This window comes from Mucilaginibacter sp., assembly GCF_965225845.1.
In the GTDB taxonomy this organism is placed as follows: Bacteria; Bacteroidota; Bacteroidia; order Sphingobacteriales; family Sphingobacteriaceae; genus Mucilaginibacter.
Genome location: NZ_CBDDBL010000002.1, coordinates 967,358 through 982,104 on the forward strand (window position 1 = coordinate 967,358; position 14,747 = coordinate 982,104).

The following is a 14,747-nucleotide window of genomic DNA, read 5'->3' on the forward strand; positions in this document are numbered from 1 at the left end:
AATTACATAAACACTCAATCAAAATATATATATATGATCGACCTGAAAACATTGGAGGTATGGTTTATTACCGGCAGCCAGAATTTATATGGAGAAGAAACACTTAAAAAAGTAGCCGAGCACTCGTTAGAGATTGCAAACGGATTAAATGGCGCACAGCAAATACCTGTAAAGGTGGTTTACAAACCAACGGTAAAATCAACTGAAGAAATTTACGCTATTATACAAGCAGCCAATACTGCTGAAAACTGTATAGGCATAATTGCCTGGATGCATACTTTTTCTCCTGCTAAAATGTGGATCCGCGGTTTAAGCATTTTGCAAAAGCCATTGCTGCATTTACATACGCAATACAATCGCGATATTCCGTGGAGCAGTATTGATATGGATTTTATGAACCTTAACCAAAGCGCCCATGGCGACAGGGAGTTTGGATTTATTGTATCCAGGATGCGCAAAAATCGTAAGGTTGTTGTAGGCCATTGGCAGGATACCGATGTGTTAGCGCAGATAAGCACCTGGGCACGCGCGGCAGCAGGCTGGCACGATTGGCAAGGCGCTAAGTTTGTCCGTTTTGGGGATAATATGCGTTTTGTTGCCGTTACCGACGGTGATAAAGTTGAGGCCGAATTGAAATTTGGGTTTTCAGTAAATACTTATGGTATTGGCGATCTGGTAGCCGTTATTAATGGCATCAGCTCGACTGAAATCGAAGCACTTATCAACGAATATGAGGCATCGTACACAATGGATGCGGCTTTGCTTAAAGGTGGTGAAAAACATCAGTCGGTTTATGAAGCTGCACGAATTGAATTAGGCTTAAGTAAGTTTTTAGTAGACGGGGGCTTTAAAGGATTTTCAGACACATTTGAAGACTTGCACGGCATGGTACAATTGCCTGGTATTGCCGCGCAGCGCCTGATGGCTGATGGTTTTGGTTTCGCCGGTGAAGGCGACTGGAAAACCGCGGCTTTGGTTCGCGCTTTTAAGGTAATGGGTAGTGGACTTAAAGGCGGTAACGCTTTTATGGAAGATTATACCTATCATTTCGATCCTAATAATGCCTTGGTTTTAGGGTCGCATATGCTTGAAGTTGACGCATCGCTGGCAAAAGATAAACCGGCTTTAGAGGTTCATCCTTTAGGAATAGGCGGCAAAGCGGATCCTGCCCGCCTGGTGTTTAATGTAGCCGGCGGCGAAGCGTTAAATGCATCGATAGTTGATATGGGCAACCGTTTCCGTTTATTGATAAACGAGGTTGAAGCTGTGGAACCACAAAATGACTTGCCTAATTTACCTGTAGCAAGAGTGTTATGGAAACCATACCCGGATATGAAAACAGGTTGCGCAGCATGGATTTATGCAGGTGGCGCACACCATACAGCCTACAGCCAGAACCTGACAGCAGAACATCTGCAGGACTTTGCAGATATGGCCGGGCTGGAATTTATAAGGATAGGAAAAGATACCAAAATAGACCAGCTGCGAAATGAATTGCGGTGGAATGATATTTACTATAAATAATGCATATTGCAACAAATATCCGTGTGCTGCTGATGAGAAGATGTGCACATGGTATGCCACCACAATTAAACCAATTAATAACAAATGAATAAGTTTTCAACTATTGATTACGTAATATTCGTCATCTACTTTTTTGTGGTGTCGGGTTATGGCTATTGGGTATACAGCCGTAAAAAAAAGGAAAGTATCTCGGGTAGTCATGATTTTTTCCTGGCCGAAGGTTCATTAACCTGGTGGGCTATTGGCGCTTCGCTTATCGCGTCAAATATTTCGGCAGAGCAGTTTATCGGTGCCAGCGGGCAGGGTTTCCAGGTGGGTTTGGCGGTCGCGGCTTATGAATGGGTTGCAGCTATTGCGCTGATTATTGTGGCGGTTTGGTTTATACCGGTGTATCTTAAAAATAAGATATTTACCATGCCACAGTTTTTAGAGACAAGATATAATAAAACCGTGAGTTTGATAATGGCTATATTTTGGCTGTTCTTATACATATTCGTTAATCTTACCTCTATTTTATTCCTGGGCGCGCTTGCTATTAACAGCCTGGCAGGTGGCGGGTATTTGCATGAAATTATCATAGGCCTTGCTGTATTTTCATTAGTTATTGCATTAGGCGGTATGAAAGTAATCGGTTTTACAGACGTTATCCAGGTACTTGTATTGATCATTGGCGGTTTAGCCACCACCTACATCGCACTTACGTTAGTGAGCGAGCATTTTGGATTAGGAAAAGATGCCATTGCGGGTTTTAATGCGCTGTTAAAAGATTCGCCGGATCACTTTAAAATGATGCTGCCAAAACCGGGACCGCATTCATCGCAGGAAGATGTTGACAAATACTTATTATTACCAGGCATCGCCATGTATTTTGCCGGTCAATGGATAGTGAACCTGAACTATTGGGGTTGCAACCAATACATTACACAACGTGCTTTGGGCGCAAATTTAAAAACGGCGCGTACAGGTATTTTATTTGCAGGTTTAATGAAACTGGCAATGCCTATAATTGTAATATTACCGGGTATAGCAGCTTATGTATTATACAAGAATGGCGGGTTGCAGCATGAAATGACTGTTGGCGGCCACCTTAATCCTGATAATGCTTATTCATCGGTATTAGGATTTTTACCTAATGGGTTAAAAGGCCTTTCGGTAGCGGCATTAACTGCAGCAATTGTTGCTTCGCTTGCGGGTAAGGCAAATAGCATATCAACTATTTTTACACTCGACATCTACAAAAAGTATATTAAAAAAGATGCTGATGATAAGTCGATGGTGGTTATGGGTAAAATTATTATTGCGCTTGCGTTATTCATATCTATCCTGCTAACGTGGAAAGATATTATGGGCATAGGAGCAGAAGGTGGATTTACTTACATCCAAAAGTATACCGGCTTTATCAGCCCGGGTATATTTGCTATTTTCATACTTGGATTTTTCTGGAAACGGACAACCGGTCCTGCAGCAATTACTGGTATTATTATGGGATTCGCTATGTCGGTGTTATTCAATAATTATGCGCCGCAATTGTTTGGTCATAATACATTCCTTTACACTGCTTATTACAACAGCAGCAGCCATCAGTATGAAATACCATTCCTGATCTGTATGGGGCTGTCGTTCTTATTTACAATGATATCAATAATAGTAGTAAGCCTTGCCGGTCCAAAAATTGACAAAAAGGCATTGTCGCTGGATAGGGCAATGTTTAAGGTTGAGCCATCAACATTAGCGTTAATAGTTACTACATTGCTATTATTAACAGCACTTTACGTTAAATTCTGGTAATAGATATAGCTAAATGAAAAAGGGCGTGCCATTATGGTACGCCCTTTTTGTTTAATATCACTTCAAACTAAAAAATAAGATTGGTAGGGTTAGGGATCAGGTTTAAAAACGCCTGGAACTTGGCATAATAATTTTGCATGTTAAGCTGGTAGTAAAATGCCCCGCGCCTTGAACCTGATTTATCTTTATCAGCTTGTTTTACTAATAAGCCGGTTGCCAAAATGCGTTTGCTAAAGTTTCGCTTGTCGATTTTAGTGTTGTAAACGCTTTCGTATAAGCTCTGTAATTGTGGTATGGTGAACCTGTTGGGCAGTAATTCAAATAAAATAGGGTGGAGGGCTGCTTTATAGCGCACACGTTTTTTTGCTAATTCTACCATATCCTGGTGATCGAAAATTAACTTAGGCATGCGTTTTAATGAGAACCATTCAGGGTGATAATCAGAGCTGAGCTGTTTTTGATACTTATTAATATCAAGCAAAGCAAAATACGCTGTAGACACAGTCCTTTCAATTGGATCACGGTTTGGGTCGCTAAAGGTATGAAGTTGTTCCAGGTATACGCTGTCTAACCCTGTAAGCTGTTTTAATACACGGTTTGATGCCTGGTCCAGGCTTTCATTTGCCTGTACAAAACCACCCATCAGGCTCCATTTTCCCTTTTCGGGTTCTAATCCCCGCTGTATTAAAAGGATTTTTAAAGTATCCCCGTCAAATCCAAAAACTATACAATCAACCGCCTGTAAAACGCGGTTTTGGTTAGCATATTTGCTCATTTAAAGTACAAAGGTAAAAAAGTGTTGTTTATTTAGGTTGAACTCAATATAAACAATAATAGGTATTTTTTGTGAAACAACTTAAGTGTTTGTTTTACAATTAAGTAATTTGGTTTTATTCCCAATAACCCTGAGCTAATTATTGCCAATAAGGGATTATATGCGCTAAATATAGATTTGATCTTGAAAAGCTAATTAATTGTTAAGCCTATGTTTATATACGATTATGTTTTTGATTGTGCCCAACACCAAGGTTAAGCTTGGCGTATAAAACGCCAAAATAGAAATTAACTACGCTACATAATGCCTTCGCAAATTATAAGAAATTTTTTCATATACATTGTCACTATATCAATTCTTATTCATCCGGGTTTATCTTTTTCACAATCTCATCAGCTTCATTTTGATCATCTGAAAACGGGTTCGGGCTTATCGGATCTTAACCCGACATGTATATTGCAGGACAGCAGGGGATTTATCTGGATAGGGACATGCAATGGTTTAAACCGTTACGACGGATATAAATTCCTGGTTTTTAAAAATAATTCAAATGACGCAACCAGCATCAGTAACAATTATATCAGGGATATTGCCGAAGATAAAAATGGCAATATATGGGTTGCCACCATTGGCGGTTTAAATATGTTTAATCGCAAAACAGACAGATTTTACCGTTTCGTCCATGATGATAAAAACCCTAAAAGCCTGTCTGATAACTTTATTAATAAAATCACATTTGATATTTCAGGTAAATTATGGGTTGCTACCGAGTTAGATGGTTTAAATCTGCTTGATCCTAAAACAGGTTTCTGTAAGCATTATTTAAATAATAAAACCAACCCAAACAGCCTTAGCGGCAATGACGTAACAACACTTTTTAAGGATAGCCGCAATAACGTTTGGATTGGGACAATAAAAAATGGATTGTGCTTGTTCAACAGCAAAACGAATACGTTCACTGATTACAAACACATCGATAATGATGATAAATCCATATCGGGAAATTATGTAACCGCCATTTTTGAAGACAGCAACAAGCATCTTTGGATCGGAACTAAAGAAGACGGATTAAATTTATTTGATGAAACTACTCATACATTCAGCCATTTTCAACATGATCCGGAAAATACCGGCTCGCTAATAGATAATAGCATTTTAAGTGTTGCTGAAGGGCAGAACCACGAGATTTGGATAGGAACTGAAAGTGGCGGTTTAAGTGTTTTTAGCCTTTCGAAAAATCAATTTTTAAATTATTATAATGACCAAGCTGATAATACCACCCTATCAAGCAATTGTTTAAGTACAATTTTAAAGGATAAAAATGGTGATATGTGGCTTGGCGCCTTTGGAGGCGGCATTAATCTTTATAAAATTTATAAAAGCGATTTTGTGCTTTACAAGCATAGTTCAAATTCCAATAGCCTCTCCAGCGATTCGGTAACCAGCATATATGAAGATGCCGCGCACAATATATGGATAGGGACCGATGGCGGAGGTTTAAACGAGCTTAACGTGCAAACAGATGGTTTTACTGTTTACAAAAGCCAGGACCCAACAAAAAGTAAACTGGGCGGAAATTCCATATTAAGTATTAAGGAAGACAGCAGCAAAAATCTTTGGATAGGTACCTGGGGCAATGGCGTAAGCTTATTTAACCCAAATACAAAGCAGTTTAAAATATTTAAACATGATGTAATTAATAGCGCCAGCATAGGTGGTAATAATGTTTCATCAATTGTGCAAACCTTAGATCATAGGATCTGGCTTGGGCTGTTCGGTGATGGATTAGACCTTTACCAGCCGAAGTCGCAAAATTTTATCCATTATAAAAAGAAATTAAATGATCCGCATAGCTTAAACAGCGATAAAATAAATACGATGTTGTGCAACCGCGACGGAAATTTATGGATTGGCACAGATGACGCCGGCATAGATGTACTTGACCTTAAAACCAACTCGTTTACATTTTTAAAGCATAACCCGCGGACAAACAGCCTGAGCAATAATAATGTGCTTGACCTGTTTGAAGACCAGGCCGGTAATATATGGATAGCTACCGCAGGCGGATTAAACTTATATAATTCAAAAACCCATCATTTTAAAGTATTTACTACAAAAAGCGGTTTGCCAAGCGATAGTATAAAAGCAATTTTAGAAGATAACAAAGGAAAACTATGGGTAAGCACACAAAACGGCCTCGCCGAGTATAACCCGAATAATAATAGCTTTAAAAATTTTACAGTAGAAAATGGCTTACAGGGAGATGATTTTAATCCGCATGCTGCGCTTAAAACTGAAAATGGTACGTTATATTTTGGCGGCGTTAATGGAATGAATTCCTTTGTTCCGGGTGATATTGTTGAAAAACCTTATAACCCCACATTGGTGTTAACACAATTCAAAATATTTAATGATACCGTTAATGTTGCTAAAAATGCAAATGATCCTTCGCCGTTAAAAGTCGATATTTCAGAAACACGTTCAATTAAATTAAATTATTACCAGTCCGGTTTTTCATTTGAGTTTGCATCATTGGATTTCTTGAAGCAAGACAAAAAGCAATATGCTTACATGCTGGAGGGATATGATAAAAACTGGCATTACTCCGGAAGTAAAAACATTGCTGTTTATAACAATGTACCTGATGGTAAATATGTTTTTAAAGTCAAAAGCCGGAACAGCGAAGGCAAGTGGTCATCTCATACTTTAAGTGTTTCTATTGAAATTATACCTCCGTTTTGGTTAACCTGGTGGTTTATAACCGCTGCGGTAATTTTAGTGCTTCTTGTCATATCCGGAGCATATCGCTATCGTGTAAACTCGATCATAAAAAAGAAAGAGGTTCTGAAATTATTGGTGAAAGAGCGTACCAACGAGTTACTGATTAAATCAGAAGAATTACAAACGCAATCTGAAAATTTGCAGGCTTTGTACGAGGAAATGCAGGCGCAGTCGGAGGAACTTCAAGCCATCAATGAGGAATTGCAGGATCAATCTGAAGAATTGCAGGCAGTAAACGAGGAATTATTATCGCAATCAGAAAAATTGCAGTTAAAATCAGAAGAATTAGAGGATCAGAAAAATAAAGAACACGCTGCAAGGGATGAAGCTGATAAAGCAAACCAGGCAAAAAGTATTTTCCTGGCCACAATGAGCCATGAAATACGGACACCAATGAATGGTTTGATTGGTATGGCATCGTTGTTAAGTGAAACTCAGCTGAACGACGAGCAACGCGAATACACCGAAACCATCCTCAATTGTGGTGATAACCTTATCAGCGTTATAAATGATATCCTGGATTTCTCAAAAATTGAATCAGGTAACATGGATATTGAGCAGGAAGACTTTAACCTGCGGCAAAGTATAGAGGAGATAATGGATCTTTTCTCGCCTAAGGCAGCTGAACAAAACATTGATTTACTTTACGAAATTGATTATACCCTTCCTAAAATAATAAAAGGAGATAGCATGCGCCTTAAACAGGTTGTTATAAATTTAATAACCAACGCGATAAAATTCACATCAAAAGGTGAGGTGCTGATCAAAGTTTTCCAAACCAGGCAACTTTCTAATAATGATATGGAGTTGTGTTTTAGCATTTCAGATACCGGTATTGGAATTCCTGCAGAAAAACTTTCAAGCCTTTTTAAAGCATTCTCCCAGGTTGACTCTTCAACTACCCGCAAATACGGCGGCAGCGGTCTTGGCTTAAGTATAAGCAAGCAGCTTGTAAACCTAATGGGCGGTAAAATATGGGTTGAGAGTACCTATGGCAAAGGGTCTACATTTAATTTTACCATCATTGTAAAATCTGCCGATCAATTAAAAAGCAGTACGTCATCACCCTTAAACTTAAATTTATTAGAAGGTAAAAAAATACTGATTGTTGATAATAATAAAACAAACCTTTCTATTTTAAAAAGCCAGTTAGCCTATTGGAAAGTTATGCCAATAGCCTGTTTGTCGGCTATAGAAGCACTGGAAATATTAGATAGAGAAAAAGACATCAAACTAATTATTTCGGACATGAAAATGCCTGAAATGGATGGTATAGAGTTTGCGAAACAAATTAAGGCAATGCCCCGGCCTGTGCCTATCATTATTTTAAGTTCTATTGGCGAAACGAGTAAGAAAAAATACCAGGATCTGTTTACCGCAATGTTGGTAAAACCGGTAAAGCAGGATCAGTTATTAAAAAGCATGCTGCTACAGCTTGAAGAAAAAGATATCAATACACCGGATGCGCAAAAGCAAGCCAGCATCCTTGATCCTGATTTCGCTTCGCAATATCCAATGAGAATATTGGTTGCCGAAGATAATTTGATCAATCAAAAACTAATAGAAAGAATACTAAATAAATTAGGTTACCAAATTGACATTGCCAATAACGGCCGGGAAGCAGTAGAAAAAAATAGCGAGAATAACTACGATGTTATCATAATGGATATCCAGATGCCGGTAATGGATGGATATCAGGCTACTGAACTGATACGCGAAATATCAACCGTACAACCGTACATAATTGCAATGACTGCTAATGCATTAGCCGAAGACAGGGAGATTTGTCTTAGCCACGGCATGGATAACTATATATCAAAACCAATGAAGATTGATATTTTATTATCTACCCTGCAAAAAGTCCCTACAGCTAATTCAAAACTTTTAGATGCACACTAACGTTAATTGTTTAAATATTCGGTTTACTTTATGTGAGTATTAAGCTAAAATTATTGTTTGTATACAGGTTATACTACAATTTATATTCAAATTTTAGCGTTAATTTTGCAGTATGACGTTGAGACCGTGACTTTCTAACTCAATTTTTATTTTAATTTAAGTCATTTGTCTGCATTTTATTTGAATCATACCATCAAAATATATACTCCAAAACTAATCGTTTTTTTGAGTTTCGCCGCTTTGTTGATTATAAAACCGATCTACGGCCTTACACAGGATAGCCTAAAAACTACAATCAGTGGAAAAGTGATTGACGCCGTTACAGGTGAAATTATACCGATGGTTACTGTTAAAGTATCAGGAAGTAGCATAAGCACAAGCACTAACAACCTTGGCCGGTTTAAGCTTATTATTGATAATACCTATAAACAGCTCTCTTTTAACTTTGTTGGTTACCAGGCTATTATTAGAAATATTCACCCCGGGAAATCCAACGAATTGCTGGTTAAGATGCGCAGCAGCCAAACGCAGCTGAAGGAAGTTAAAATAACATCCGGCAAAAAGTTAAAATACCGTAATAAAGGAAATCCTGCAGTTGAGCTTATACAGCAAGTTATTGATCATAAAAACATCAATCAGCCAACGAGTGCTGATTACCTGCAATATAATCAGTATGAGCGGATCGGGTTATCGTTTTATAACTTATCCGATAAATTCTTAAATGGAAAGTTTTTTAGCAAGTATAAGTTTTTGCTTGATACGGCCCAGGTAATCAACGGGCAAAAGCAAACTGCTTTGCCGGTATTTTTCAATGAAAAGTTATCGCGTTATTATTACCGGAAAAAACCGCAGAAGGCGATAACTATTTTAGATGCACAAAAGCAAACCGATATTGTTAAATTTATTGATACGGCCGGGCTTGATATCTATTTAAATAGGTTGTATGGTGATAAAATTGAAATTTATGATAATAATATTTTCATTCTTACCAACCAGTTTTTAAGCCCGATTGCTGATCATGCCCCCGATTTTTATAAATTTTTTATAGTTGACACCATACAGGTTGGCAAGCAAAAGTTAGTGGAATTGAATTTTACGCCTCGTAATAAAGGAGATCTGCTTTTTGAAGGTAAAATACTTGTAACGCTTGATGGGAGGTATTCAGTTGCATCATGCGAGTTGAATGTAAATAAACAGATCAATATTAATTTTATGCGCAGCCTGAAAGTGAAGCTTGACTTTACACCTGATAGTAGCAGGCGCTATGAATTAATAAAAAGTGATGTAACCGCCGATTTTGGGCTATTTAAAAATAAAGGAGCCGCCGTTTTTGGTGAAAGAATAGTATTCTATTCAAATTACAAGGTGAATAAACCACAGCCTGCAATATTTTATACCGGTAAAAGTATGCAACAGGAACCCAATGCCGATCAGTTGGATACCACATACTGGGCTCAGCACCGTAGCGATACGCTTACCAGGCAACAGGCACAAATTTATGCCCATGTAAATACGTTAGAGGGTATGCGATCATATAAGCGACTCACCTGGTTTGCATCAACATTTTTTGGTGGATATGGAGACGCGGGCCCGGTAGAAATTGGACCGACAGGTGCTTTCCTGGCATATGATGATGTAGAAGGTTTGCGTTTAGAGTTGGGAGCCCGTACCACGCCTAAATTTAACAAAACAATTTACCTGGAAGGGTATGGTGCCTATGGCACAAAAGACGGGCAATTTAAATATGATCTAAGTACTTATATCGCGCTAAATAAAACACCTTTTTATAAGTACCCTAATGATTATTTTAAAATAAGTTATTTGTATGATATCAATATACCCGGTTATAGCTATTTTATTAACAATCAACAAGAGGCTTTGGCGTCATTTCATTCCGGCAAAAGTGACTTCTACTTATACAGCAGGATATTCAGCATTGATTACGTAAAAGATTTTGAAAATCATTTTTCATATGATATAACTTTAAGAAACTGGACACAGCAGGCCGCGGGTACATTGGTTTACCAGTACAATACTCCGGGTAATCCATTAGTTGATTTTTTAACCACTACCGAGGCCGGCATCAGGTTGCGATATGCACCCCACGAGCAAATAATACAGGGTACTCAATATAGACGTACAATTTACAGCAAATATCCCATAATTAATTTACAGATCAACCATGGTTTTAAAGATATACTAAATGGTTCGTATAATTTTACCGATATAAATACAACCATAGTTAAACGGTTTTATCTTTCGCAACTGGGGTTTACAGATGTAACCTTATTGGGTAATTACCTGGCTGGCAAAGTCCCGTTCCCGCTATTAAATATTAGTCCGGCCAACCAGTCGTTTGCTTATCAGCAAGATGCTTATAATTTGATGGATTACCTTGAGTTCGTTAGTGATCATTACGCAGGTATAAATGTCACACAAAGTTTTAATGGATTTTTCCTGAATAAAATCCCCCTGGTAGAACATTTAAAATTGCGCGAATACTTTACCTTTAAAGCGTTGTACGGAGGATTAAGAAATGAAAATAATCCGTTCTATTCATCTAATCTTTACAAATTCCCTTTACCGGCAAATGGCACCAATGGTACCTATGCTTTAGGAAACACGCCTTACATTGAAATGGGACTTGGTATCGGTAATATTTTAAAATGTATCAGGGTCGACGTGATTCGCAGGTTTGATTATCTTGATCATCCAAACATTTCTCCCTATGGGGTTAAGTTTAGTTTTAATCCCGATTTATAGTTGATATAACAACAAGAAAAATCATTTGGCATCCAAATAACTGGTTTATCAATTTATTGTATAACTTAAAGCTTTGATTATAAGTAAAATAAATTGGAAGCTGAAAAAACCAATGAAGGTCTACATCGGGTTATAGGTGTTCGCGGGCTTGCTGCAACAATCATCAATAATACTATTGGCTCGGGTATTTATGTGCTGCCGGCAATTGTTAGTATTCAAATGGGGGCCGCAGGCATATTTGGTTACCTTTTTTGTGGAATTATGCTGGTTTGTATTATGCTTTGCTACAGCGAGATAGGAAGCAAAATAAGTAAAAGCGGCGGATCCTATATTTATGTGGAAACCGCCTTTGGCCCCTTTTGGGGCTTCATAGTAAGCTGGTTGTTCTTTTTTGGTTATGGTATATTAGGGAGTGCCGCCATGATGAATGTAGTTGCTGATGCTATGGCCGTAATATTTCCTGTTTTTAAAAGCCCTTTAATACGCGCTTTGCTTTATTTTCTATTGCTGGGTACAATGGCGCTGGTAAATGTTAGGGGAGTGAAAAGAGGGGTGCATTTTATACAATTTTTAACCGTGGTAAAATTACTGCCACTCATTGCAATTATATTTTTAGGGTTTAGCCATATTCAAATCAGTAATTTTCATGCCGGGCCGTTGCCATCAATAAAGACATCCGGCGAGACTGTTTTGGTGTTATTTTGGGCATTTGTGGGTTTTGAAACTTCGTTAAGCGTTAGCGGCGAAATAAAGGATTCAGGCCAAACAGTTCCGCGTGCTATTTTACTTGGCGCCGGTATGGTTTTTATATTTTATATATTGATACAGATTGTTGTACAAGGTGTTTTAGGCGCTCAGGTAGGACAGTTTAAAAACGCTCCGCTTGCTGCGGTTGCTGATCATATTATAGGCCCTGCAGGCGCAACTTTACTTCTTGTATTTACGATGATCTCTTGCTTTGGTAATACCAGTGGCGACGTAATGGCTACGCCGCGATTATTATTTGCCGGCGCAAAAGATGGCTTGTTTCCCAAGCAACTGGCAAAAATGCACCCTAAATTTGCTACTCCATATATAGCTGTTATAACCTACGCTACGCTAATATTTATTTTTGCTGTTTCGGGTGGTTTTAGGGAATTAGCTGTTTTAGCAAGCGGTTGTTTGCTTTTGGTATACCTTGGTGTGGTTTTAGCTATGCTAAAATTAAGGACAAACAAAACAGAACCAGGCAAAAAAACATTTAAAGTTCCAGGCGGCTATCTGATACCGATTTTTGCAATTGCAGCCATTATTTGGTTATTGATTAGCTTAAGTACTAAAGAAATTATATCAACGGCAATCTTTATCGCAATTATTGGGTTAGTATATTTTGTTATGAAAAGATTCAGGAACAAACAATAACCATAAATACGATCCTATATTAATAAACAACCAATATGTTTACTAAAAAACGACTTAATCTTAAATTACACTTAATCGTTATTACATGCTTAACAGCAATAATTTTCTTGCTTTCATTTATTAATCCGGGAAAAAAAGCTGCAATAAATCAGAGTCATCCGCGCATCGTAAATATTGTCAATTTTATTCGTTTGTTGGAACCCCGCGATTCAAGCGTTACTGAGGATATACTTTATCAAACAGTAGTTAAACAAATTGACATCATGAAAAAGTATAATCTTGGTGGTAGCTTTTTGTTACAATATGATGCATTGATGGATCCACGGTATCAAAAATTATTAAAAAGTCTGCCGCGCGGTTCTTTTGAAATAGGCGCGTGGTGGGAGATTCCGCAACCACTGGTTGAAAAGGCAGGCTTAAAATGGCGGGGCCGTTACCCCTGGGATTGGCGCGCGAATATTGGTTTTTCCACAGGTTACACTCCAAAGGAACGCGAAAAGCTGGCTGATGTTTACATGGCAGATTTTAAAAAAGTATTTGGCTATTATCCAAAATCAGTTGCATCATGGTTTATAGATGCGCATACGCTTGAGTATTTATACCGAAAATACCATATTGTTGCTTCAGCAAATTGTAAAGACCAGTATGGCACAGATGGTTATACGCTGTGGGGAGGTTACTGGAACCAGGCTTACTATCCAAGTAAAATAAATGCCTATATGCCGGCCCAAAACCAGCAAAACCAAATTCCTGTCCCTATATTCAGGATGCTTGGCAGCGATCCTGTCCGCCAGTATGATGATGGCGTGGGCAAAAGCAGGCAGCGCGTGGTGACCCTGGAGCCCGTATATAAATTTGGCGGAGGTGATTCTACCTGGGTTAACTGGTTTTTTAAACAGTTTGTTGAGGGAGAACCAACGGCATTTGCTTACACCCAGGCAGGGCAGGAAAATTCTTTTACCTGGGATGCAATGGCAAAAGGTTTTGAAATACAAATGCCGCTGATAGCAAAATTACGTGATGAAAATAAGATCAGGGTAGAAACCCTGGCTGCCTCGGGTAAATGGTTTAAGGATCACTATAAGCTTACCCCTGCAACTTCTGTCACTATAAATAATGATATCGATACAAGCAGCAAAAAAACAGTATGGTTTGATAGCCGTTTTTACCGCGCTAATTTATTATGGCAAAACGGAACGCTTGAATTTCGTGATATTCACCTGTTTAATGAAAGCTTTCCATCGGAATATGAGACTAAAAAAGCCACAACTAACGAGTGTTCGTTTTTTACATTACCTATTGTAGATGGTTATGTTTGGAGTAATGCCGATAAATTAGCCGGCTTAAGGTTTGAAGCGATTCTTAACGGAAATGAAATTCTTTTAAAAGGGGGCGATCCATTGATCACCAGCCCTGCATCAGGCAAATTGCATATTTTGTGGCCGCTAAAGCCGGGCTATGGCAGTCTTGTAATTGAAATGGATGAGAAAAATATCATGATAAGAACAGAAAGAAAGAAACGCTTAAATTGGTTTTTAGATCTTGCTGTCGCGGATAATGCAAAACTTCCGTTTAAAGATATTGGTAAGAAGCAGATAGTTTGTGAGTTTCAAAAAATGCCCTATAAATTAACGGCGATTAAAGGATATTTTAAAAAATCAACCAAAGATGCTGGTTTTAAAGTTTATCCTGAAAACGATGGTTTAGTTTTAAACATGATGAGCGCATCAAATTAATGTATAGTTATAATTAACAAAGATATTAACAAGTGGTGAAAACGAAACCACTGATAATTTGTTGATATAATATCCGTTTA

7 protein-coding genes are annotated in these 14,747 nt (G+C 38.1%); 6 read left to right on the plus strand and 1 reads right to left on the minus strand.

Annotated elements, in window-relative coordinates; all coding sequences use genetic code 11:
- The first annotated feature begins 33 nt into the window (after positions 1–33).
- Positions 34–1,524, plus strand: a complete 1,491-nt coding sequence (gene araA / locus ACYZ0U_RS08130; RefSeq protein WP_461451585.1) for an L-arabinose isomerase — start codon at positions 34–36, stop codon at positions 1,522–1,524.
- Positions 1,525–1,608: 84 nt separating this feature from the next.
- Complete coding sequence (locus ACYZ0U_RS08135) at positions 1,609–3,312, plus strand: sodium:solute symporter family transporter (protein WP_461451586.1); 1,704 nt, start codon at positions 1,609–1,611, stop codon at positions 3,310–3,312.
- Positions 3,313–3,379: 67 nt separating this feature from the next.
- Here ACYZ0U_RS08135 and ACYZ0U_RS08140 read toward each other — a convergent pair whose 3' ends face one another.
- Entirely contained in the window at positions 3,380–4,087 is a 708-nt protein-coding gene (locus ACYZ0U_RS08140) for an NUDIX hydrolase (RefSeq protein ID WP_461451587.1), read from the minus strand.
- A gap of 303 nt (positions 4,088–4,390) precedes the next feature.
- On the opposite strand from ACYZ0U_RS08140, the gene ACYZ0U_RS08145 reads away from it, so the two are divergent.
- The 4 genes from ACYZ0U_RS08145 (at position 4,391) to ACYZ0U_RS08160 (ending at position 14,667) form a co-directional block, all read left to right on the plus strand.
- On the plus strand, positions 4,391–8,767 hold the full coding sequence (locus tag ACYZ0U_RS08145; RefSeq protein ID WP_461451588.1) for a two-component regulator propeller domain-containing protein: 4,377 nt from the start codon (positions 4,391–4,393) through the stop codon (positions 8,765–8,767).
- Between the two features lie 225 nt (positions 8,768–8,992).
- Entirely contained in the window at positions 8,993–11,530 is a 2,538-nt protein-coding gene (locus tag ACYZ0U_RS08150) for a DUF5686 family protein (protein WP_461451589.1), read from the plus strand.
- A 93-nt stretch (positions 11,531–11,623) separates the two neighbouring features.
- Positions 11,624–12,931, plus strand: coding sequence for an APC family permease (locus tag ACYZ0U_RS08155; RefSeq protein ID WP_461451590.1), 1,308 nt, complete (start codon positions 11,624–11,626; stop codon positions 12,929–12,931).
- Between the two features lie 263 nt (positions 12,932–13,194).
- Entirely contained in the window at positions 13,195–14,667 is a 1,473-nt protein-coding gene (locus ACYZ0U_RS08160; RefSeq protein ID WP_461451591.1) for a hypothetical protein, read from the plus strand.
- Positions 14,668–14,747 lie beyond the last annotated feature (80 nt).